This window comes from Lederbergia wuyishanensis (assembly GCF_022900255.1).
GTDB lineage: Bacteria > Bacillota > Bacilli > Bacillales > Bacillaceae_C > Lederbergia > Lederbergia wuyishanensis.
Genome location: NZ_JALIRM010000001.1, coordinates 1,170,649 through 1,193,497, shown reverse-complemented (window position 1 = coordinate 1,193,497; position 22,849 = coordinate 1,170,649). Strand labels below are relative to the sequence as shown.

The 22,849-nt window shown below is 35.2% G+C and carries 21 protein-coding genes and 1 other annotated feature; of the genes, 19 read left to right on the top strand and 2 right to left on the bottom strand.

Annotation, left to right across the window (positions count from 1 at the left end):
* The first annotated feature begins 156 nt into the window (after window positions 1-156).
* From hemL to ysxE, 3 genes are all read left to right on the top strand, one after another.
* Entirely contained in the window at window positions 157-1,446 is a 1,290-nt protein-coding gene (hemL, locus tag MT489_RS05935) for a glutamate-1-semialdehyde 2,1-aminomutase (RefSeq protein ID WP_244680550.1), read from the top strand.
* 499 nt (window positions 1,447-1,945) lie between these two features.
* Entirely contained in the window at window positions 1,946-3,088 is a 1,143-nt protein-coding gene (gene spoVID / locus MT489_RS05930) for a stage VI sporulation protein D (protein WP_244680549.1), read from the top strand.
* A gap of 66 nt (window positions 3,089-3,154) precedes the next feature.
* A complete protein-coding gene (gene ysxE / locus MT489_RS05925) occupies window positions 3,155-4,183 on the top strand; it encodes a spore coat protein YsxE (RefSeq protein WP_244680548.1) in 1,029 nt (342 codons plus the stop codon).
* A 17-nt stretch (window positions 4,184-4,200) separates the two neighbouring features.
* Here ysxE and MT489_RS05920 read toward each other — a convergent pair whose 3' ends face one another.
* Entirely contained in the window at window positions 4,201-4,392 is a 192-nt protein-coding gene (locus tag MT489_RS05920) for a hypothetical protein (RefSeq protein WP_244680547.1), read from the bottom strand.
* A gap of 158 nt (window positions 4,393-4,550) precedes the next feature.
* Window positions 4,551-4,781 (top strand) — a binding site (T-box leader).
* 182 nt (window positions 4,782-4,963) lie between these two features.
* On the opposite strand from MT489_RS05920, the gene MT489_RS05915 reads away from it, so the two are divergent.
* Both MT489_RS05915 and MT489_RS05910 read left to right on the top strand, forming a co-directional pair.
* Window positions 4,964-7,609, top strand: a complete 2,646-nt coding sequence (locus MT489_RS05915; protein ID WP_244680546.1) for a valine--tRNA ligase — start codon at window positions 4,964-4,966, stop codon at window positions 7,607-7,609.
* Between the two features lie 67 nt (window positions 7,610-7,676).
* On the top strand, window positions 7,677-8,987 hold the full coding sequence (locus MT489_RS05910; RefSeq protein WP_244680545.1) for a bifunctional folylpolyglutamate synthase/dihydrofolate synthase: 1,311 nt from the start codon (window positions 7,677-7,679) through the stop codon (window positions 8,985-8,987).
* Window positions 8,988-9,138: 151 nt separating this feature from the next.
* Here MT489_RS05910 and MT489_RS05905 read toward each other — a convergent pair whose 3' ends face one another.
* Window positions 9,139-10,479, bottom strand: coding sequence for a prepilin-type N-terminal cleavage/methylation domain-containing protein (locus MT489_RS05905; RefSeq protein ID WP_244680544.1), 1,341 nt, complete (start codon window positions 10,477-10,479; stop codon window positions 9,139-9,141).
* A gap of 52 nt (window positions 10,480-10,531) precedes the next feature.
* Between MT489_RS05905 and MT489_RS05900 the strand changes: the two genes are divergently transcribed.
* The 14 genes from MT489_RS05900 to radC all read left to right on the top strand — a co-directional run bounded on the left by MT489_RS05900 (window position 10,532) and on the right by radC (window position 22,806).
* Entirely contained in the window at window positions 10,532-10,963 is a 432-nt protein-coding gene (locus tag MT489_RS05900; RefSeq protein WP_244680543.1) for a type IV pilus modification PilV family protein, read from the top strand.
* Window positions 10,956-11,432, top strand: coding sequence for a hypothetical protein (locus MT489_RS05895; RefSeq protein ID WP_244680542.1), 477 nt, complete (start codon window positions 10,956-10,958; stop codon window positions 11,430-11,432). Before MT489_RS05900 ends, MT489_RS05895 begins: the two co-directional genes overlap by 8 nt.
* A gap of 120 nt (window positions 11,433-11,552) precedes the next feature.
* Complete coding sequence (locus MT489_RS05890) at window positions 11,553-12,647, top strand: VanW family protein (protein WP_244680541.1); 1,095 nt, start codon at window positions 11,553-11,555, stop codon at window positions 12,645-12,647.
* Window positions 12,648-12,713: 66 nt separating this feature from the next.
* A complete protein-coding gene (locus MT489_RS05885; RefSeq protein ID WP_244680540.1) occupies window positions 12,714-14,378 on the top strand; it encodes a GspE/PulE family protein in 1,665 nt (554 codons plus the stop codon).
* Window positions 14,379-14,386: 8 nt separating this feature from the next.
* Window positions 14,387-15,427 (top strand): type IV pilus twitching motility protein PilT, encoded by a 1,041-nt coding sequence (locus MT489_RS05880; protein ID WP_244680539.1) that lies wholly within the window; start codon window positions 14,387-14,389, stop codon window positions 15,425-15,427.
* A complete protein-coding gene (locus MT489_RS05875) occupies window positions 15,427-16,638 on the top strand; it encodes a type II secretion system F family protein (RefSeq protein ID WP_244680538.1) in 1,212 nt (403 codons plus the stop codon). Before MT489_RS05880 ends, MT489_RS05875 begins: the two co-directional genes overlap by 1 nt.
* Window positions 16,639-16,728: 90 nt before the next feature.
* Window positions 16,729-17,211: a type II secretion system protein gene (locus MT489_RS05870; RefSeq protein ID WP_244680537.1), complete on the top strand. Its 483-nt coding sequence runs from the start codon at window positions 16,729-16,731 to the stop codon at window positions 17,209-17,211.
* A gap of 9 nt (window positions 17,212-17,220) precedes the next feature.
* A complete protein-coding gene (locus MT489_RS05865; protein ID WP_244680536.1) occupies window positions 17,221-17,961 on the top strand; it encodes a prepilin peptidase in 741 nt (246 codons plus the stop codon).
* A 21-nt stretch (window positions 17,962-17,982) separates the two neighbouring features.
* The gene (pilM, locus tag MT489_RS05860; RefSeq protein WP_244680535.1) at window positions 17,983-18,945 is read left to right on the top strand and encodes a type IV pilus biogenesis protein PilM; all 963 of its coding nucleotides are present in this window, start codon (window positions 17,983-17,985) and stop codon (window positions 18,943-18,945) included.
* Window positions 18,942-19,541: a PilN domain-containing protein gene (locus tag MT489_RS05855; protein ID WP_244680534.1), complete on the top strand. Its 600-nt coding sequence runs from the start codon at window positions 18,942-18,944 to the stop codon at window positions 19,539-19,541. The genes pilM and MT489_RS05855 overlap by 4 nt, the downstream gene beginning before the upstream one ends.
* Window positions 19,541-20,272, top strand: coding sequence for a hypothetical protein (locus MT489_RS05850; RefSeq protein WP_244680533.1), 732 nt, complete (start codon window positions 19,541-19,543; stop codon window positions 20,270-20,272). Before MT489_RS05855 ends, MT489_RS05850 begins: the two co-directional genes overlap by 1 nt.
* Window positions 20,273-20,373: 101 nt before the next feature.
* Complete coding sequence (locus MT489_RS05845; RefSeq protein WP_244680532.1) at window positions 20,374-21,381, top strand: hypothetical protein; 1,008 nt, start codon at window positions 20,374-20,376, stop codon at window positions 21,379-21,381.
* A gap of 138 nt (window positions 21,382-21,519) precedes the next feature.
* A complete protein-coding gene (locus MT489_RS05840) occupies window positions 21,520-22,095 on the top strand; it encodes a Maf family protein (RefSeq protein ID WP_244680531.1) in 576 nt (191 codons plus the stop codon).
* 21 nt (window positions 22,096-22,116) lie between these two features.
* Window positions 22,117-22,806: a RadC family protein gene (gene radC / locus MT489_RS05835; RefSeq protein WP_280518492.1), complete on the top strand. Its 690-nt coding sequence runs from the start codon at window positions 22,117-22,119 to the stop codon at window positions 22,804-22,806.
* The last annotated feature ends 43 nt before the right edge of the window (window positions 22,807-22,849 follow it).

Here is a 22,849-nt window from a genome sequence, read left to right as displayed (position 1 = left end):
GGCGAGGTACGAGCCTATGTTGACTTACGCAAAAGAAAAGGACAAGAAGATTACTAGTCGATAGGCACTGAGGCTGGACTGGTACTTCTTTCTTTTTCTACAAAGTTCTAAAATGTATATTCCTGAGAAAGAAATAAATAGGGTGGAGGTTTTCTTGTGCGTTCATACGAAAAATCAAAGCAGGCTTTTAAAGAAGCAATTAATCTAATGCCTGGTGGGGTAAATAGTCCAGTTCGAGCTTTTAAATCGGTTGATATGGATCCTATTTTTATGGAAAGAGGAAAAGGTTCCAAAATCTATGATATTGATGGCAATGAATATATAGATTATGTATTATCCTGGGGACCACTAATTCTTGGTCATGCAAATGATCAAGTAGTAGAAGCGATAAAAAAAGTAGCTGAAAGTGGTACGAGCTTTGGCGCGCCTACACTTATAGAAAATAAACTTGCCAAGCTTGTTACTGAACGTGTTCCATCCATTGAAATTATTCGGATGGTTTCTTCTGGAACTGAGGCAACGATGAGTGCCTTGCGCCTTGCAAGGGGCTATACAGGCCGAAATAAAATACTTAAATTTGAAGGTTGCTATCACGGTCATGGAGATTCCCTTTTAATCAAGGCTGGCTCAGGTGTTGCTACGCTTGGTTTGCCCGATAGTCCTGGGGTACCTGATAGTGTTGCGAAAAATACAATCACCGTTCCTTACAACGACTTGGAAAGTGTTAAATATGCGTTTAAAGAGTATGGAGAAGACATTGCTTGTATTATTGTAGAACCTGTAGCAGGTAATATGGGAGTAGTTCCTCCTGTTCCTGGATTTCTAGAAGGTCTGCGTGAAGTTACAAATGAGTATGGCGCATTGTTAATTTTTGATGAAGTGATGACAGGCTTCCGAGTGGGCTATAATTGTGCCCAAGGATACTTTGGGATTACACCTGACTTGACTTGTTTAGGAAAAGTAATTGGTGGAGGTCTCCCAGTTGGCGCTTATGGTGGAAAGGCAGAAATTATGGAAAAAATAGCTCCAAGTGGACCTATTTATCAAGCAGGTACGCTTTCAGGAAATCCACTTGCCATGACAGCGGGATATGAGACACTCAGTCAATTAAGTCCGAAAACTTATGAGGAGTTCATCCAAAAAGCTGATATGTTGGAAGCGGGATTGAAAGAAGCAGCAGAGATGAATGGAATCCCACATACCATTAATCGAGCTGGTTCCATGATTGGAATTTTCTTCACGAATGAAAAAGTAACAAATTACGAGACTGCAAAAACGTCTGACTTATCATTATTTGCAAGATATTATAAGGAAATGGCCAATAATGGAGTATTTTTACCACCGTCTCAGTTTGAAGGATTATTCCTATCTAGTGCTCATTCAGATGAAGATATCGAAAAAACAATAGCTGCTGTAAAAAATACATTCAATAAGATTCGAAACTAAATATAAAAGGAGTAATGGCTACAAAGCTATTACTTCTTTTTTTTGTTCTTTAACAGCGATAAATCGCTCCGTCTCGTTCCTATTCGTGTTCTTTTATCTCAGTAGAACGCCAATAAAGGAACGTAGACTATAACGCCAGTTCTTTGGCGATGGCGAAAAGCCATATCCTGTGTTTATATATTTTAAAGACGACGTGCTAAGTTTTGTATGTTTTTTAGATATATCTTTTGAACTAATGTTTTGGGTTTATTTCAAGGCGACAACTTTCCGAGATCAAAAACCCAGTACTCAGTAAGCTGAGAAACAACATAAAGAGTGCATAAACATTTTCTTGTCACCCCTGTTAAAGAGCCTCCCGTTTTTCTTCATAAATGAAAGTGAGCACGCCGAGTGGAAATCAACCCAGAAGTTTATGTGAGTAATCATAAAAGTTACTCTTCCCTCATAGGCTGTAAGTGACCGATATTATTTGCATTGGAAACGAAAGGAGGAATCAATCTTGCCTGATCGCCAACAAACATCGCTCAAATTCCCGCTTGAAGAAACAGTTTGGTTTCAAAAAGGACAGGAAGTAGATGAACTTATATCTATATCTTTAGATCCTAATATATCGATTATTGATGAAGATGATTACGTAGTACTAAAAGGAACCCTTCAGCTTACTGGGGAGTTTAATCACAGTTTTGATAGCGGTGTGGAGGATCATTTTCCTAAAACCGGGATGACGTTTATTCAAGCTGTTGACATTCGAAATGATGAAGCGAGTAATTTTTCACATCAATTTCCAGTCGATATAACAATACCAAAGAAAAGAATTGTCAATATGGATGAAATGGAAGTAGAAATCCATACTTTTGATTATGATTTAGAAGATAGTTGCAAATTAAAACTTTACGCAGATATTTATGTGCATGGAATTTATCAAGAGAAAACGGAATTATTTGAATCTATTGAAGAGGATGTAGAAGAGGTTCCGATTAGAGAGAATACAGAGTTTGAAGAAGCTAGTGAATTGTTTCAAGAAGTTGAGGAGGACGATCTGGTAGAAGTAGAATTATTAGCGCGTTCCTCAAAGGAAAATGAAGAACAAGAATATAAAGATGATGATGAAGAAGATGAGGAGTTATTCGAACCGTTTTCAGTGGAGTCTAGAGTTCTTCCTCAAGAAGCATTTGAAAGCGGAGAGAAGGTCCATTTTCATCCTTCTATTCCAAAAATACCTGAACTTACCTTAGAAACAATGGCTCAACCGACACTAGATTTTTTCCAATATGACAATAGGGAAGAATCAACTGAACAATATCACGAGGAGTCTCCAGCAGAGTATTATGAATCTTCATCTGAATCATCAAGCAGCATGGAATCTAGTCCTGAAGAGGAGAAGGCAGTAGTAAAGAAAAAGAAAGATAAGTATAAATCAATGTCTTTTGCAGATTTCTTTGCTCGAAAAGAAGATGAATCTCATACAAAGATGAGAGTACGTCTCGTTCAACAAGGAGATTCAATTCAACAACTTGCTGATAAATATGATGTAAGTGTTCAGCAAATATTACGAGCAAATAAGTTGGAAGCTAGTCACGAAGTGTATGAAGGGCAAGTATTGTATATTCCAGCGAAATCACATTCGTATTTTAAAAAATAATAGGTAATTTTATTTAAGGAGGACTCCTGCACGGCAGTTTGTCCTCTTTTTTAAGCAGGTGATTGTATGACCTTTACAAATGAGGACATTAGCAGGTTGATCTACCATTATGGTTTGTCTATGAATTTTGTTGAAAAGCATGGGCGCGTATATAAAGTCTATACGAATAAAGGGGAATTTGCTTTAAAGGAAATGGAAGCAAATAAAGGAATTGATTTTCTTCATTACGTTCAACATTTGTATCAGAAGGGATATAATAGGATTGTACCGATTTATCCTGCTTTAGATGGACGATATGCCATATTAGAAGGAAATTCTCTTTTTTACCTAATGCCTTGGTTAGAAAACAAAGAAAGGGAAGGGAGAATTCAAAAACATAAAGATTTATTTAGAGAGTTAGCTCGTCTCCATACCTTGTCAGTACGTGAAATTCCTGTTACGAAAGAAATGAGAGAAGAACATTACGAACAAACAACAGCCAGATGGGAAAATGAACAGGAAGCATTGTTAGCCTTTGTGGAACGAAGTGAGAGAACAGTATATATGTCTCCATTTCAACTTCTTTTTTGTACATTTTACACTGAAATTAACGGTGCAGAACGTTTTGCCTTAAATAAGCTGAAGGAATGGCAGGAGGCAACAAGTGAAGAAACAAAAGCTAGAAGTGTAATAATTCATGGTAAATTGTCAAATGAACATTTTCTATACGACGAAAACGGCCTAGGTTTCTTTACAAATTTCGAACAATCACAAATAGCATCCCCCATTCACGATTTATTGCCGTTTTTGGATCGTACCTTGAGTACACAGCCAAAAAAGTTTGATGAAAGTTTAGAGTGGCTCGATACTTACTTTCGGCATTTTCCTTTTAAGAAAGAAGAAATGTTATTGTTTTTAAGCTACTTAGCTCATCCTGGAGCGATTTTCAGAGTGGTGGAAAGATATTTTTCAACAGGAAAAGAAAAAAATGAAATGAAATTTGTAAATCAGTTACAACATCTTTATTGGCGAATGAAAAACACGGAATATGTGGTCGTTAAATTAGAGGAAAAAGAAAGATTAAAAAATGAACAGCAAACTCCCCCCTCCAACTAACTTCTGGAAGGGGTTATTCATATCCACTCATAATGGTATGCCAATGAAAGGGCAATAAAAATTGCCAGCAATAATACATCAATAGTAGTAGGAAATATAAAAGTCCGTATTGCTTGAAAAATGGTAAAAGGGATGATGAGTTGTTTACAAACTGCTTTAATATTCCTAAACCAATTTTGAAAGGTGTACTGATTAAGTTTTCTTTTCAACTTTTTTACCTCCTTCTTAAAGCCCCTATTATAAAATATGTGTTTTTGGGTTATTCTGTGATTAATAAACGAAAAAAGCCCATTTTTTAAAAAAATATAGTGAAAATATTGCTTTATGAATAAAATTTCGCTACTATAATGAATAATAGTGAGAACGAATAAATGCATTGACAGGGAAGAGTACATGAGAGGATTGTTTTATAGAGAGGGAATCATTGGTGAAAGGTTCCTAAACAATTTCCGTGGAAGGTCGCCCTTGAGCAGCTTCTATGAACATTCAGTAGTAGAAGCCGGTTAATAGCCGTTATGATTTTAAGTGCCAGATCACGTGTATTTAAGTGATTTGTGAAAAAAGGTGGTACCGCGAACCAGCTCCCTTCGTCCTTTTAACGAAGGGGGCTTTTTGTATTTTCGTAAAGTGGAAAAGTAAAAGCGTTTTGCTTTTTGACGTTTTAACCTCTCGGCTAAATTTGATGAGCTTGAAAATCAAATCTATCTTGCCTTATGTAACATAGCCGGAAAAGAAGTTAGGAATTCAATAGGCGCTAAAGCTAGACAAGGAGGAAAAAAGATGGAACAAAAAGAATTAACAATGCCTACCAAATACGAGCCACAAAGCATTGAAAAAGGCAGATATGAATGGTGGCTAGAAGGGAAATTTTTTGAAGCGAAAAGTGATTTAGAAAAAGAACCTTACACAATTGTTATTCCACCGCCGAATGTAACCGGGAAGCTTCACCTTGGTCATGCTTGGGATACAACACTTCAAGATATTTTGACTCGGATGAAAAGAATGCAAGGGTACGATGTTTTATGGCTGCCAGGTATGGACCATGCTGGAATCGCTACTCAAGCTAAGGTGGAAGAAAAATTAAGAGAAGAAGGTAAGACTCGTTACGATTTAGGCCGTGAAAAATTTCTTGGAGAAACTTGGAAATGGAAAGAAGAATATGCTGACTTTATTCGTCAGCAATGGGCTAAGCTGGGGTTAGGGCTTGATTATTCAAGAGAGCGTTTCACCCTTGATGAAGGTCTTTCTAATGCAGTTCGTGAAGTGTTTGTTTCTCTTTACAATGAAGGACTAATTTATCGTGGTGAGTACATCATTAACTGGGACCCGGCTACGAAAACAGCACTTTCCGATATTGAAGTTATCTATAAAGATGTCCAAGGCGCTTTCTATCACATGAATTATCCACTTGCAGATGGAAGTGGCAGTATTGAAATTGCAACTACACGTCCTGAAACGATGCTTGGTGATACTGGTGTAGCCGTACATCCAGAAGACGCGCGCTATAAACATTTGATTGGAAAAACGGTAATCCTTCCAATCATTGGTCGTGAAATTCCAATTGTTGCTGATGATTATGTTGATATGGAATTTGGTTCTGGTGCCGTAAAAATAACTCCGGCTCATGATCCAAATGACTTCGAAATTGGAAATCGTCATAATCTCGAAAGAGTTCTTGTTATGAATGAAGACGGCACAATGAATGAAAAGGCAGGAAAATATAATGGCCTTGATCGTTTTGAATGTCGAAAACAAATCGTAAAGGATCTACAAGATGCTGGTGTTCTATTCAAAATTGAAGAGCATCTACATTCAGTTGGTCACTCCGAGCGAAGTGGAGCTGTTGTAGAACCATATTTATCAACTCAATGGTTTGTTAAAATGCAGCCCCTTGCTGATAAAGCAATCGAAATACAAAAGGGTGAGGAAAAAGTTAATTTCGTTCCTGATCGTTTTGAAAAAATTTACATGCATTGGATTGAAAATATCCGTGATTGGTGCATTTCTCGTCAACTTTGGTGGGGGCATCGAATCCCAGCTTGGTACCATAAAGAAACTGGGGAAATATATGTTGGTCATGAAGCTCCTGCAGATGAAGAAAATTGGGAACAAGAAAAAGATGTGTTAGATACTTGGTTCAGCTCTGCACTTTGGCCATTTTCAACAATGGGTTGGCCAAATGAAGAAGCAAATGACTTTAAACGTTACTATCCTAACAATTGTCTCGTAACAGGTTACGATATTATAACTTTTTGGGTTTCCAGAATGATTTTCCAAGGTCTTAAATTTACTAATGAGCGTCCTTTCCGCGACGTATTAATTCATGGACTTGTTCGTGATGCGGAAGGCAGGAAAATGAGTAAATCTCTTGGCAATGGTGTAGACCCAATGGAAGTTATTGACAAGTACGGCGCAGATTCACTTCGCTACTTTTTATCAACAGGAAGCTCGCCTGGTCAAGATTTACGATTTAGTATGGAAAAGATTGAAGCAGTTTGGAACTTCGCCAATAAGATTTGGAATGCATCAAGATTTGCATTAATGAATATGGATGGACTCACATATGAAGAGATCGATTTGTCAGGTGAAAAATCCGTTGCAGATAAATGGATTTTAACGCGTTTAAATGACACGATTGATACTGTAACGAAGCTCGCTGAAAAATACGAGTTTGGGGAAGTAGGACGCGCGCTTTACAATTTTATATGGGACGATCTTTGTGATTGGTATATTGAGATGGCGAAATTACCATTATATGGTGACGATGAAAAAGCAAAGCTGACTACGCGTTCAGTACTAGCTTATGTTTTGGATAACACAATGCGTTTACTCCATCCATTTATGCCATTCATTACAGAAGAAATTTGGCAAAACCTTCCTCATAAAGGGGAATCTATCACGATAGCTGATTGGCCAAAAGTTGATTCGAGTCTATCAGATCAAACAGCAGCAAGCGAAATGAAGCTATTGATGGATATCATCCATTCTGTTCGTACGATTAGAGCAGAGGTTAATACGCCAATGAGCAAAAAAATAAAAATGTTGCTTAAGGCAAGAGATGAAAGTGTTCTTAAAGCATTAGAAAAGAATAAGCATTTCATCGAAAGATTCTGTAACCCAGAGGAGTTAGAAATCGCAGTAACTATTACTCCACCAGAAAAATCAATGACTGCCGTTGTAACAGGCGCTGAACTCTTCTTACCACTTGAAGGACTCATTAATATTGACGAGGAAATCACTCGTCTCGAAAAAGAATGGGATAAGTGGAATAAAGAAGTAGAACGTGTGCAGAAGAAATTGTCGAATGAAAAATTCATTAGCAAAGCCCCACAAGCAATTGTTGATGAAGAACGTGAGAAGGAAAAGGATTATTTAGAGAAACGAGCAACTGTTGAAGAAAGACTGCAAGAATTAAAATCGAAGTAATTGGAAAACAGAGAAGCGAATCCTACTTTAGGATTCGCTTCGATAATGATAATTGAGGTGCAGAGGAATGTTACAATCATATAAAGAGGCACTAGAATGGATACATTCTCGACTCAGACTAGGGATTAAACCAGGACTTACGCGAATGGACTGGATGCTTGAGAGGTTAGGAAATCCTGAAAAGGAACTAAAATCAATTCATGTAGGCGGCACAAATGGGAAAGGTTCAACCGTTACATATCTTCGTTCAATCTTAAATGAAGCAGGATATAAAGTTGGTACTTTTACATCACCATATATTGAACAATTTAACGAGAGAATAAGTGTAGACGGCAAACCGATTCATGATGATGAAATTACAGAATTAACCAATATTATAAAACCACTTGCTGACGAACTAGAAAAAACGGAACTTGGCTCCCCAACAGAGTTCGAAGTCATTACCGCGATGGCTCTTTATTATTTTGCAAAAGTAAATCCAATGGATATTACTGTTATTGAAGTAGGTCTTGGCGGGAGGTTCGATTCAACAAATGTAATTGAACCGATTGCTTCTATCATCACAAATGTCGGGATGGATCATACTCAAATTCTTGGCGACACAATTAGTAAAATAGCCTTTGAAAAAGCTGGAATTATAAAGAAGAATACCCCTATTATCACTTGTGTGAAAAATGAAGAAGCTTTGGCTGTTTTGAAAGAAATAGCTAGTGAGAAGCATGCGGAAATGATTAGAATTGAGAAAGATTTCATTGTTTCTGGATATCGTTCTTTAAAAGAGTTTGAACAATTTACTTATACATCTAAAATTGATGAGTTAAAAGATCTAGAACTTTCACTTCTAGGTAAGCATCAAACGGAAAATGCTGCTGGAGCAATAGCGGCGTTGGAATTTTTAAATAGTAATGGCTTTATTCATATAGATAAAAATAAAATTAGATCTGGATTAAAGAAAGCTTACTGGCCGGGAAGAATGGAGATAATGCAAGAACACCCAACTGTTCTAATAGATGGGGCACATAATCCTGAAGGTGTACAAGCATTTGCAAATGCTATCCAACAACGTTACAGTGATAAAAAAGTTAAGATTGTTTTTTCAGCATTGAAAGATAAAGATTTGACCGAAATGTTCTCTACCTTTAATAAGTTGGATGTTGAAATGTATTTAACTGAATTTGATTTTCCAAGAGCGGCTAGTGCTCAGGAACTAATGGAACAGTGCAATAATCCAATGGCAAAGGCTGATTCGAATTGGGAGGAACTATTAAAAAAATTGATATCTTCTTTAAAAGATGACGAGGTACTGGCTATTACTGGCTCCCTATATTTTATTTCTACGATTAAGCCGTTTTTGAAGGGGATATTAAAACCAAAGTAATATTTAAATCAATATTAAACGGATTTATCAATAAGACAAAATAAGGAAACAGAAAAAGCAGACGAGTCTTTATTCATCTGCTTTTTCTCTATTCAAATTCACTTTAATATTTAATATATTAATCTTTTTTCCTTACATGAATATTTATTAATTATTGAAAGGGAACAAGCTCGGGATTTTTAATAAATTCATTTACATTAGTAAATGTAACAGTTGAACTATTGCCAATAAAAAAACCGTCTCTTGCTATGACAACTCCTTTAAAAGCTTTACCGTTAAAAGTTACTTTTCCGTTAGGTGCAAATAATATCCCTGTTAGCTCACTGCCTTCAAAATTTTTAACGGTGATGTCACCTTTGCTAATAATTATTACGTTTTGTTTATTACTATTTGTGCCATCTAGTGTACAATTCCCTTGCGAGAAAATTTTGCTGTTATTTAATATACTTCCGAAGGAGCGTATTTCATAATTATTATCAGGATACCATGAATCTTGTCGAAAAGTTGGAGAGATGGTATATATATCTTTCGGTATATCGTCTTCACTGAGTAGATTGAAGTCCTTAAATTTACCTTCAATATTATCATTATGTTTGGATGTAACGGTCCCACCTATATATATTTCATCGCCGGAAATGTCAGTTCCTTTTTGTAATGAAACATCTCCAGTAATTATTATTTTTTTCCCTTTTATTTCTGCATTGCTATCAAAAGTAACACTTCCGTCAATAAAAATTGTCCCACCGTAAATTTTTGGTGATCCACTACTTAAGTGCACATTTCCTACAATCCTAACTAATTCTGTTTTATTTAGATCGCCAAGAACAGTACTATTTTGAATAAAAACATCGTTTCCTTGTTTATTAATGTATATCCTTTTAACCGATATTTCTGTATTGCTGTCGAATACTAAATTAGAATTATTTAGATTATTAATGACAATGGTACCAGAGTTATTTTCTGTTGTTACCTTTGTTGAACCAGTAAAACCTAAATCAGTCCCATGGACAAAAATATTATTATTCTTCAAGTACTCAAAGAACGTTTCATCCTTTACTGGACTATCAGGCATTGTAATACTAAATTCTTTTCTTTTTTTTCCTTCGATTATTGTATCAATTGCAAAGTTATAATGATCTATTTTATCAGTTAGTGTAAATTCAACATGTATATCTTTTGAATCGGTTGGAATCCAACAATCCCCATTTTTAAAATTAACCCCATCTATTTGCATTTCCATTATTAGTTTTTCATTCGTAAGTAATTGTTCGTAACAAACTTTTTCCGTATTTTGTTGATGTTTTCGTATATTTGTAATAATGATGTTCGCTTCTTGTCTTAAATTGATATGGGCTTGTGTTTTATCATTGAACTTTTTAGATGAGAAAAGTACACTAAAGGTTAAGCCGATAATAAGTGAAAAAATTGCTAATGCGGTTAATAATTCAAGAAGAGTAATTCCTTGTTGTTGCGATAAATACTTTTTTATCAACTTTCTTCACCGCTCTTTTTAATATTTTGATATTTTGTGGAAGGATTATATTATGGAAAAGATGATTAGAAGATACTTAAATCATAAAGGATTAACATTAATAGAAATACTTGCTTCCATTACCATATTAGCAATTGTCATCATATCTTTCTTAACTTTTTTCTCACAAACTATGCTTTTTTCGAGCAAAGCAGAGGATCGTGTTACTTCAATAAATATCGCTGATAAAATCTTATATAATGTAAAGAATGATTTAGTTGTTTACACAGGAGATACACGAGTAATTTCAGGAGAATTATATAAAGAAATAGAGCCTGTTTATATAAATAAAAAAACCTATTACCCTTATGTAAATCAAACGCAAGAAACACCAGAAAGTTTAAATCTTTCGATTGTCCATGTCCTAATATTCGTTAATAAAAACGATAAATCAGCAATGTCCGAGTTATTTAGCTATATTAAATCGGAGGGGCATCATGATTAATTATCTTATAAAGAAACAAAGAGGCTATGCTCTAATTGTAGTTCTTTTAATCATTACAATAATAGCAATTATCACTCCGCCACTTATCTCAAAAATAATGAATGGTGCACTTCAGTATAAAAAAGCTGAGCAAAATATACAGCTTGAAAAATTAAGAGAAATGGGCATCACTTACATAAAAAGTGTAGTGAACGAGTCTGTAAATGAAATAAATACAGAAGCAGATGCCTTAGATAACCCAACTGCATATAAGAACAAAGTGGAATCCTACATTTTGCAAGTTTTACCGGAATTTCAAATTACTAAGAAATTTAACAAAAGTGAAAATCAATTTCGACTAATAATAAATTCCATAAATTTAGATACATCTAATAGAATAGTAATTACTTATCAAATTACTCCTTCTATAAAAAATAATGTTGATGAAAAATATACCTCACAAGAGGAAATAGTCATTCGTTTAAAATAGGTTTTACATATATTAGTGACTGTATGCATATCTAATAAATTAATGGAAGAGGAAAAAATGGGGATATCATTTTTTATCTTCCTTTTTGTTTTTCTGTTATTGATTGAAGGCTAGTAGGAAATGAATGTAACGACGTCGGACCAGATGACAATTTACTACAATGTCACACCTTTTTCATCTTTTACAAAATATTTTCGCTACACTTCCTCACCATCTTTCAAATTCCTTATCGCTATTATACAATATTTACAGATTGATATGATAGACGCAGGTCTAAAGTCCTGTTTGGAGGTCGAATATACATTGACTGCAGGAAAATTAAAGTTTTTGTTATTCCTACTGCTGTTTTCGTGTTTGATGTATGGTTGTTCACAGATAAGTGAAAACTTACCAAACACCTCTGCAGCTTCTGCTAAAGATATAGACGAACGAGAAGATTCACCAGAAAAAGAAAATCACCTTAATCATACATATTTTAATTCTATTATTAGTGAGATAAATAAAGAAACTGTTAATGTCACGCCTGAAATGAAATTACTTTTAGATTCGATACAAACAAATGAGATTCAAAGTAAATCTCAATTTTCATTATTACAACATATTAAAAGCTTAAAGCTTACTAACATCGATACTGAAACGGCTAGTAAAGTTGCCTCGATACTATATGAGCTTGTGTTAAATTCAAATGTTATCGTAATGGAAAGAAACATTAGCACAACTTTTAATGACAACATTTTCTTAGGGCTTGAAGCAAAGGTAAATTTCGATAAGAAGCAGGATTTCAGTTTTTACAACCCTAATGATCAATCTATAAAATTTGCATGGGAACCTACAGACAACGGATTAAAAGCAAGATTGCTTGGACCAAAACTAAAAGAACATTATAAAATCAGTTTTGAGGACGAACAATCATATCCACCCAAGGTCATAAAGCAATTTAGTCCAATATTGAAAAATGGTGAAGTTCAAACAAAGGAAAAAGGTAACGATGGAAAATCTGTTACTGTTATGAAAGAAACAATAGATATAGAAGGAAATTTGCTTAATAAAGAGATAATCACAAAAGACTTTTATTTGCCAGTCCATCGAATTGAAATTCATAGTTTCATAAAAGTGGATTCAAATAAAGGAACGAAGGAAAAAAGTGATAAAGCTGAAATAAAGGAAAAACTTCATTCCAAAGATGAAAAAGATGAGCATACCCAAGACAACTAGGCAACAGATAATTTTATTTAGACGGACCAGGAAATATTGTGAAATAATACTAAAGCGGTGATAGAAATGGTGAAGACGAGGAAACGACTCGGAGATTTATTAGTTGAGTCTGGGATTATTACCGACGATCAACTTAAAGAAGCGTTATTACAACAAAATGAAAATCAAAGACTTGGAGACACGCTCGTTCAAAAAGGGTTTATTACGGAGCAACAGCTAATTGAAGTTCTGGAATTTCAGCTAGGCATTCCTCATATCAGTTTGTATCGCTATCCTTTTGATTCAAAATTGTTTTCAATCATTTCCAAAGAGGTTGCAAAAAGAAATCTAATTATCCCTTTAAAAAAAGAAGGAGATAAATTATTTGTTGCAATGGCCGATCCTATGGATTTTTATACGATTGAAGATTTAAGGCTTGCCACTGGTTTTCACGTCGAGACTGCAATTGCAACAAAAGATGATATTTTAAAAGCGATTAATAAATATTATGATTTGGAAGATGGTTTCGATGAGATAGTAGACCAAATTCCTAGGGGCATTCAACAAGCAGAGCAAGCAGAAATTACAGAGCAAGACTCCCCTATTGTTAAACTTGTCAATCAAATTTTTACAAATGCTTTCGTACTAAGAGCAAGTGACATACATATCGATCCACAGGAGACAAAAATAGTCATTCGTTATCGAATCGATGGTTTGCTGCGAACTGATCGTACTCTTCCTAAACATATGCAAAACGTTTTAACAGCAAGAATTAAAATAATGTCAAATCTTGACATTACTGAACACCGAATTCCTCAAGATGGTCGGATTAAAACTAATATCGACTTTCGTCATGTCGATGTACGTGTATCCACATTGCCTACTATATTTGGAGAAAAAATTGTTTTAAGGATTATGGATTTAAGTAGCAAATTGAATGACCTTAATCAATTGGGTTTTAATAAGAAAAACTTTCAAAGGCTCTTAAAAATAATCGAGAAACCTCACGGAATAATTTTAATAACAGGACCGACTGGTTCAGGAAAATCATCGACTCTCTATGCTGCTCTTAACCATTTAAATAATGAACAGGTGAATGTTATTACGATTGAGGATCCCGTTGAATACGAGTTGGAAGGCATCAACCAAATTCAAATCAATTCGAATGTCGGTTTAACATTTGCGGCAGGGTTACGGTCCATTTTACGTCAAGATCCTAATATTATAATGGTTGGAGAAATTCGTGATAAGGAAACTGTGGAGATTGCTATTCGAGCATCACTTACTGGACATCTTGTACTCTCAACAATTCATACAAATGATTCTCTAAGTACAGTAACGCGGCTTTTTGATATGGGTGTTGAACCATTTTTAATTGCAAATTCCGTTACTGGGATTGTGGCACAGCGCCTTGTTAGAAAAGTATGTCGTGATTGCGCAGAGGAACATGTACCTACGGAGCGAGAAAAAGAAATTTTCGCTAAAAGGGGGATGGAGATCGAACGAGTCATACGTGGTCGAGGGTGTGCATCTTGTAATATGACAGGATATCGTGGGCGAATTGCGATTCAAGAGGTCTTAGAAATTAGTGATGATTTGCGAAAAGCAATGATGAATAACGAACCATTTACGAGATTAAGAGAAATAGCTATTGAAAATGAAACTATTTTTTTAATTGATGATGGACTATTAAAAGTACAACAAGGTATAACAACGACAGAAGAAGTGTTACGAATTGCGATACTGGAGTAGGTGAATAAATGGAAAACCATTGTAATACATTATTGACATCTGCCTATGAATTAGGTGCATCAGATCTTCATTTAACAGTTGGTGTACCTCCAATCATGCGAATAAATGGAACGTTAAAAAGATATGGGCGAGAAGAACTTTTGCCAAGCGATACGGAAACGATTGCTAAATCACTTGTGCCTTCAAACCTTTGGAATGTTTTTAAAGAAAAAGGCGAGATTGATTTTTCGTACGGAATTCCAGGGTTATCACGTTTTCGTGTAAATGCTTTTCATCAGCGATCTTGTGTAGCATTAGCGATCCGTGTGATTTCGACTCATATTCCAACATTGGATGACCTGAATCTGCCTCAGATTTTAAAAACACTTTGTGCAAAACCTCAAGGATTATTTCTTGTAACGGGTCCTACTGGAAGTGGTAAATCAACTACCCTTGCAGCAATGATAGATTATATGAATAAAACAATGAGTAAGCATATTATTACGTTGGAGGATCCAATTGAATATTTACATAAACATGGATTGTCGATCATAGACCAACGTGAAGTAGGATTTGATACACGAAGTTTTGATCAGGGATTAAGGAGTGCACTAAGGCAGGATCCTGATGTAATTCTTGTTGGAGAGATGCGTGATCTTGAAACCATAAAGACAGCAATTACAGCAGCTGAAACTGGACATCTCGTATTAGGAACATTGCATACATCAAGTGCACCATCAACGATAGATCGAATAATTGATGTATTTCCACCTACTCAACAAACACAAATCAGAATTCAACTAGCTTCTGTTTTAACAGGAATCATATCACAAAGGCTATTCCCAACTATTGATAAAAAAGGACGTGTAGCTGCAACGGAAATGCTTGTCCATAATGCTGCTATAGCAAATTTGATTCGTAATGAAAAAATACATCAAATCATAAATGTGATGCAAACATCAAGAAATGAAGGAATGCATCTATTAGAAACGAGTATTAGAGATTTGGTTTCTTCGGAACAAATTACAAAGGAAGTTGCTTATCCTTACCTTAAAGGAAATGACGTATAATGGCGCGTTTTCAATATAAAGGAAGAAATAGACAAAAAATCGTAACCGGGAAAATAAATGCCAGCTCAAGACGTGAAGCGATGGAAAGGTTGAGTACTGTTGGTGTTCGGATTATAGAAATAGAGGAAATACCTGAATCGATTTTAACGAAGGATATATCATTTGACCGATCTGTTAAGCTTCAACATATTGTAGTGTTTTTAAGGCAATTTTCCACGCTTCTCAAAGCTGGAATTACAGTGGTCGAAGCAACTAGCATTCTATCCGCACAAACAGAAAGCAAAAGTCTCAGTAATGTGTTAAGTCAGGTAAAAGAAGATTTAACAGAAGGACAATCATTATCAGAAGCTTTCAAGAAGCATCCTAAAATTTTCGATTCTCTTTTTATAAACCTTGTAAAAGCAGGAGAACTATCAGGAACGATGGATGTGACATTTGAGCGTTTGAGTGAGCATTATGAGAAACAATACCGAACGAAGCAAAAAGTGTTATCCTCTATTTCATATCCTATCGTCGTTGGAATTATTGCTATTGCAGTCGTGATTTTCCTTTTAGTCTTTGTAGTTCCCACATTCGTTTCGATGTTTGATGGATTTGGCGGTGAGCTGCCGAGAATTACAAAATTTGTACTGGGAGTAAGTGATATTGCAAAACATTACTGGGTTTTACTTATTGTTTTTATAGGGCTATTCATTTTAGGTCTATTTGCTCTTAATAAAAATATAAAAACAAAGTATTATTTGGATTTAATTATCCTAAAACTTCCATTTGTTGGACAAATTGTACAGAAATCAATTATTGCAAGAATGACAAGAACACTAAGTTCAATGCTTGCAAGCTCTGTCCCAATTTTACAAGCACTGGATATGGTGGAAAAAGTAATCGGGAATAATGTGATGGCTGAAGTTGTTAAGAGATCAAGAGTCTCACTGGAAGAGGGAAACTCTCTGGCTGGGCCAATTGAAGAACACTGGGCTTTTCCTCCACTTGTATCACAGATGATTGTAATTGGCGAACGATCAGGTTCGTTAGACACGATGTTGGCAAAAGTTGCCGACTTTTATGAACATGAAGTGGACGCTGCGGCAGAGAGAATGAAAGCCTTGATAGAACCGATAATGATTGTGATTCTAGCAGGTTTAGTGGGCGTTATAGTAACCGCAATTGTCATCCCGATGTTTCAGATTTTCGACAATATCCAAAACTTTTAAATATATATTGTCAATAAATGCATGGTGTGAGATATTATGGGTATAAGGGACTAGTTGATTACTAGTTTCTGTAAAGAGGAGGATAAAACCATGGTAAAAAAGTTTTGTAAACTATTGAAAAACCAACGAGGACTTACATTAGTAGAATTACTAGCTGTTGTAGTTATATTGGGAATTATTTCGGCGATTGCTGTACCGAGTATTGGTGGATTGATTAATAATTCTAAGAAGGATGCGCATATAGCTAATGCTCAAACTATGGTGAATGCTGTGAAATTGATGGTTACAACGAGTGAATTGGATTTTACTAGCGATGTAGCAACAGTAGAATTAGGTCAATTAGAGAAGGAAAATTATATAGATAAAGTTAAAAACCCTTCAGGGGGTGATTATTCTGGCAAGAGTGTAATAACTGTAACCAAAACTATTGGTAAAGATAACAGTATTAGTTATTCTTACAATATTATTCTTAAAGGTGGAAACCCAGAAGTAATCTATATTGGTAAATCCGAAAGTAATACTGTTATTGGGGAAGATCCATTCAATTTAAAAAGAAGCCAAGTCAAATTATAATAGACAACTATGACTATTCTTATTTTTCTCTATTCCCTACTCCTCGGCTCCTTCTTCAACGTCGTGGGGCTTAGGGTTCCATTAAAAAAGTCAATCATTACGCCACGGTCTTCTTGTCCAGGTTGTGCTCATACTTTGAGAGCTATTGAGTTAATACCTGTTTTCTCCTATATTATTCAAGGGGGAAAATGCCGTCATTGTAAAAGGCGGATTTCACCCCTTTATCCGATTATGGAACTGTCTACAGCTTTATTATTCTTGTTTGCATATTGGCAGATAGGTTGGTCCTTAGAACTCATTTTTGTCTGGACGTTATTATCTTTATTTATCATTATTTTTATAACAGATATTACATATATGCTTATCCCCGATCGCATTCTCTTATTCTTTTTACCTCTTTTTCTAATTGAACGAATTATGATACCTCTCAATCCTTGGTGGGATTCTCTCCTTGGTGCAGCAATTGGTTTCACTCTCTTACTTACGATTGCTGTTATAAGTAAAGGTGGAATGGGAGGAGGGGATATTAAGCTTTTTGGTGTTATAGGTTTCGCTCTTGGCTCAAAATTAGTCTTGCTATCCTTTTTTGCCGCTTCAGTATTCGGAGGGGTGTTTGGACTAATCGGAATGGCATTCGGTAAGTACAAAAAAGGTGAGTCAATTCCATTTGGTCCCTTTATCGGTATTGGAACTCTAGTTGTATATTTTTATCATCAGCGTATTTTAGATTGGTATTTTTCATTTTTGTAGACAGTAAAGGGAGTTTTCGTGATGAATTTCAACCTATTCAATCGACCTTTAAAAACAGCTAATATCGTTTTTACAGATAGTAGCATTCGTTTCATGGAGACAATACAGAAGCCTAAACAGGAAATTTTACAAATGAAAGAGCATCCTTTAACTCCCGGCATGATCAAAGAAGGAAAAATCACCAATCCTGAAATGTTCCGAATTGTTATGGAGCAATGTGTCACTAACTGGAACATCAAAAGAAGGGATGTTCGTTTTTTAATTCCCGATCCTTTTATTATTGTTCGTCAAGTAAATGTGCCAGTTGACATTCAAGAAGATGAATTAAATGGTTATTTATTTCTCGAAACAGGAACAAGCATTCACCTTCCTTTTGAAGATCCAGTTATCGATTCTGTCATCCTTAAAAAAGAAAAGAATCATCAGGAAATCTTACTTGTCGCAGCTCCACGTGAGATTGTTGAATCATATGTTCAACTATTTGAAGATGTCAAATTAAAGGCAGAGGTTGCTGAAATATCTCCACTATCCTTATATCGATTATATAAAAGTGCAAGCATGACTAAAAAAGATGATCATGTTTTACTTTTAAATTATGATAAAGATTTATTGACAATTTCTATTTTTCATGATGACATTCCTATTTTTGTTAGACCGATTACTGCCGAGTTTCTTTTACAAAATACCATCGAGATGATTGGTGAGGAAGATGCCTTTTATATAGATGATGCTATAGCGGAAATAGAAAAAGTTATGGACTTTTATCAATATACGTTGAATCAAGGTAAAGTATGGATTAAAAGAGTTATATTGAGCGGAGACCATCATAATCTACACATAGTGAGAGAAAGACTCAGAAATCGACTGCAATTGCCAGTTGATCAACTAGAGTTAAGTGAATATGCAACAATAGATGGGAAGATTATTACTCCCTCATACTTTTCTATCTTAGGTTTATCTTTAAAAGAGGTGGATTCAAAATGATTATAGATATAAATTTGATTCCACAAAGGAAAAAAAAATCTTATTTTCTTTTATATAGTTTAACGATTATTTTTATCGTAGCAATTTTATCTAGTTCGTTAGTATTTTTACACATTCATTCAAAAAAAGAACACATCCTTTCATTGGAAAAACAGCGCCATCAAATACAAGAATTAATTGAAATTGAAAATAGCAAATTAAATGAATCTCAAATATCTACATCTACAGATAGATTATCTGATGTGATTACATTGATGGATAACGAAAGAATTAATTCTGTACCTCTCTTAAGCCATCTTATTTCTCTCTTACCTGAAAGAGGATTCTTTGAATCTTTCAGCTATGTATTGAATGGTGATATTCAATTGGCTGTACAATTTGATACTAGTCGAGATGCTGCTTATTATTTACACGAATTACTTCAGTCCTCCTGGTTGACAGATGCAAAAATTATTTCTATCTCTACTAAAGAGGATTTGGAAGAAGAGAAGCAAACGGGAAAGAAAACCTTTCTTCCACGATATGTTGCATTTTACCAGCTATCTATTAATAGAGAGTATATAAAAGATATTCAATCTGAAGGGGGCAGTGAATAATGCCACTTCAATGGATAAAAAACAAATGGTTTATTATCTTTATAGCAATTAGCATTATTTTATTTTTTTTACTTTCGATTTATTTCGTACAATATCGACCTGTCACAACTCAAGTGAAGACTCTTGAAAATGAACTTAGAACTGATGAGAAAATGCTGGCAGTTTTGGAAGGGAAAACTGCAAATAAACAAAAAAATACAGCAGAAAGCTCTTTTTCCTTGCAAAAGCGAATTCCTGTTAAACCATTAACCGATCAACTTATTTTAGATATTGAAAAAGCAGAAACTGTTTCTAACGTATTTATTAAGGACATGAGCATTTCGGAAGTTGTACAAGACAATCAAGTAGGATTAGGGCAATCTGAACCATCTATGGAAATAAAGGATGGAGATGAAGCGAAAGAGTGGAATCAACTCTCGGATGTTGAAAAAGTAACATTATCCCTTTCATTAGAAGCGCAAAACTATTTTGATTTTGAAGCTTTTCTTAATTTTCTAGAAGGGCAAAACCGGATTGTTCAGGTTGAACAAATTTCTGTAACAGCACCTATGGAAATGACCAAGATTGTTGATTTGCAAGAACCACTCCGTTTTAATGTTACAATTTCAGCTTTTTATATTCCTAGCTTAAAAGATATCATCGATCAGGCGCCGAAGATAGATTCGCCTCCACCTGCAAATAAGAAAGATCCATTCAACAATTTTCCCGTAACTAAACGAGAAAAGAAATAAAAAATGACGAAAACCTTTTTGTAGGAGACGACAAAAGTTTCGTCTTTTTTTTATGCTTGTATGATAGGATAAAACAAAATTTATGTGCGGGAGGATCGAAAATGAATGGACAGGAAAAAGAAGAGAGTCATTCTACAATAAAAATAAAATTGAATGGAAAGGAGCAAAAATTTTCGGAGGAAGCGGCCATTCATGATTGGCAATCTGCAACAAAAGAGGCGTCTGCCGCATCCTCAGAAGAAATAGTAGAAGACGAATTTGAATGGATATTGCCTAATGCTGAAAAAAGCGAGGTACCGGAATATAAAATTATTAACGCAACAGATGACAATACAAAAAAACTTCCTGTTCGAACGTGGAAAAGAAATTTAAAATCGAATTATTCGGGATTGTTTCTTTCTGTTTTTCTAGCTATCGCTGTTGGACTTATTCTTGGATTTATAATATATAAAATGGCAATTCAGTCAGAAGATAGTCATGTAGTGTTACAAGAAGTTGATTCACCTCCCGCTGTTGAGAAAGAAGGTAAAGCAACTAATAATGAACAATACTCTGTAACTCTTCCCAACATAACGATATCTGTGGTTCAGGGCGGTGTGTATTCAACCAATGAGAAAGCAACTATAGCAGCAGAACAATTAGCGTCCTATAAGGTAGGGACAACAGTCATTGAAATGGATGGCCAACATTTTGTATTTATTGGTGTTGCTGGTGACTTGTCAACCGCTAAATCATGGGCAAGTAAATTAAAGGATCAAGGACTAGAGGATGTTTGGGCAAAGGAACTTTCAATTGGCGGTAAAACAATTGAATTAGCCTCAAAAGAAGAAGCAGATCAATTAGCCAGTGAGGTTGAGACATTTCGTAATCTTGCGGAACTTTCGGCTGGAGGATATATAAATGGCTCTATGAATGATGATAGGATAAAAGAAATTTCATTAAGTGCTAACTTTAATGATGGCATAGCAAAGGAACTTCACGGAAGCCTCAATTCAAGTCATGCACACCTAAAAGAATATCAAACAACCCAATCGAATAACGAACTCCTTATGGCTCAGCAAGCATTATTAGATTTTATAAAGTTGTATAATGAGGATATCGATTCATAATTGTTGAAAGAGGCATAATGCCTCTTTTCTTGTTGTTTCTTGCAACACTCTCTGATAGGATAGAATTATGTATGTCCCTAATCATGCAAATTGTTTACGAAGACCATTTTCCTTAATGAAGAAAGGATGGCACTGCCTATGGATCACCTCGTATTAGCTTCTGCTTCACCCCGAAGAAAAGAAATCCTTCAGAAATTAAACATCCCTTTTACTACTTTTTCACCAAATGCTGATGAAACTTTACCGTCAGGACTTTTACCTTCGGAATTTGTCAAAACACTTGCATTACGAAAAGCAAGGCTTGCTTTCGATCATTTTCCACAAGCTGTTATTATTGGATCTGATACAATTGTAGTTTGTAATGATATCATTCTTGGGAAGCCCAAAAATTGTGAAGAAGCAAAATATATGCTGAAACAACTTTCAGGACAAGTTCATTCTGTTTACACTGGTGTTGCGATTATATATGAAGATAGAATGGAAACATTTTATGAAAAAACAGATGTAGAATTTTGGGAGTTAACTGAAATTGAAATTAATCAGTATATTAAGAGTGGGGAGCCATTTGATAAAGCAGGTGCATATGGCATACAGGGCCAGGGAGCCCTTCTTGTAAAGAAGATTATTGGAGATTATTATACTGTTGTCGGTCTGCCAATCTCTCGTTTGTACCGCACCCTGATAGAAATGGGCCTATCATTCCTCCCAAAATGAAATTAAAGGAGGAAAACATTTTTGAAAACTGAAACCCTTATGATACGGGATTTTCCTGTAGATCAACGTCCACGCGAACGCCTTATAAACAATGGACCTGAAAGCTTATCAAACCATGAACTACTAGCAATTCTACTAAGGACGGGTACAAAAGCAGAATCTGTCATTCAATTGGCAAATCGTCTTTTAACACAATTCGGTGGACTCATGTGGCTTCGAGATGCAGCTTTGGAAGAAATGACAAATCTAAAAGGCATCGGGCAAGCGAAAGCTGTTCAAATTGTAGCGGCAGTTGAACTTGGTAGGAGAATTAGCAATCTAAAATATGATGAAAGATATGTGATTCGCAGTCCTGAAGATGGTGCAAATTATGTTATGAATGATATGCGATTTTTAACACAGGAACATTTTGTTGCACTTTATTTAAATACGAAGAATCAAGTCATACACCGTCAAACAATCTTCATAGGAAGCCTAAATGCAAGTATTGTACACCCCCGTGAGGTTTTTAAAGAAGCCATTCGTCGTTCTGCAGCTTCAATCATTTGCCTCCATAATCATCCATCAGGAGATCCAGCACCATCAAGGGAAGATATCGATGTAACAAAGCGATTAGTAGAATGTGGAAAGATGATAGGAATAGAGCTTCTTGACCATTTAATCATCGGAGATAAAAAATATGTGAGCATGAAAGAAAAAGGGTATATGTGACACTAGGATTTTAAAAAATGATAAGATATAATTATATTTATGA

Bases quoted from the DNA above. Each gene is read 5' to 3' on its own strand.
- ysxE (WP_244680548.1), top strand. From the start codon at position 3,155: ATGACCTTTACAAATGAGGACATTAGCAGGTTGATCTACCATTATGGT.
- MT489_RS05915 (WP_244680546.1), top strand. From the start codon at position 4,964: ATGGAACAAAAAGAATTAACAATGCCTACCAAATACGAGCCACAAAGC.
- MT489_RS05910 (WP_244680545.1), top strand. From the start codon at position 7,677: ATGTTACAATCATATAAAGAGGCACTAGAATGGATACATTCTCGACTC.
- MT489_RS05900 (WP_244680543.1), top strand. From the start codon at position 10,532: ATGGAAAAGATGATTAGAAGATACTTAAATCATAAAGGATTAACATTA.
- MT489_RS05895 (WP_244680542.1), top strand. From the start codon at position 10,956: ATGATTAATTATCTTATAAAGAAACAAAGAGGCTATGCTCTAATTGTA.
- MT489_RS05890 (WP_244680541.1), top strand. From the start codon at position 11,553: ATGAATGTAACGACGTCGGACCAGATGACAATTTACTACAATGTCACA.
- MT489_RS05885 (WP_244680540.1), top strand. From the start codon at position 12,714: ATGGTGAAGACGAGGAAACGACTCGGAGATTTATTAGTTGAGTCTGGG.
- MT489_RS05880 (WP_244680539.1), top strand. From the start codon at position 14,387: ATGGAAAACCATTGTAATACATTATTGACATCTGCCTATGAATTAGGT.
- MT489_RS05875 (WP_244680538.1), top strand. From the start codon at position 15,427: ATGGCGCGTTTTCAATATAAAGGAAGAAATAGACAAAAAATCGTAACC.
- MT489_RS05870 (WP_244680537.1), top strand. From the start codon at position 16,729: ATGGTAAAAAAGTTTTGTAAACTATTGAAAAACCAACGAGGACTTACA.
- MT489_RS05865 (WP_244680536.1), top strand. From the start codon at position 17,221: ATGACTATTCTTATTTTTCTCTATTCCCTACTCCTCGGCTCCTTCTTC.
- pilM (WP_244680535.1), top strand. From the start codon at position 17,983: ATGAATTTCAACCTATTCAATCGACCTTTAAAAACAGCTAATATCGTT.
- MT489_RS05855 (WP_244680534.1), top strand. From the start codon at position 18,942: ATGATTATAGATATAAATTTGATTCCACAAAGGAAAAAAAAATCTTAT.
- MT489_RS05850 (WP_244680533.1), top strand. From the start codon at position 19,541: ATGCCACTTCAATGGATAAAAAACAAATGGTTTATTATCTTTATAGCA.
- MT489_RS05845 (WP_244680532.1), top strand. From the start codon at position 20,374: ATGAATGGACAGGAAAAAGAAGAGAGTCATTCTACAATAAAAATAAAA.
- MT489_RS05840 (WP_244680531.1), top strand. From the start codon at position 21,520: ATGGATCACCTCGTATTAGCTTCTGCTTCACCCCGAAGAAAAGAAATC.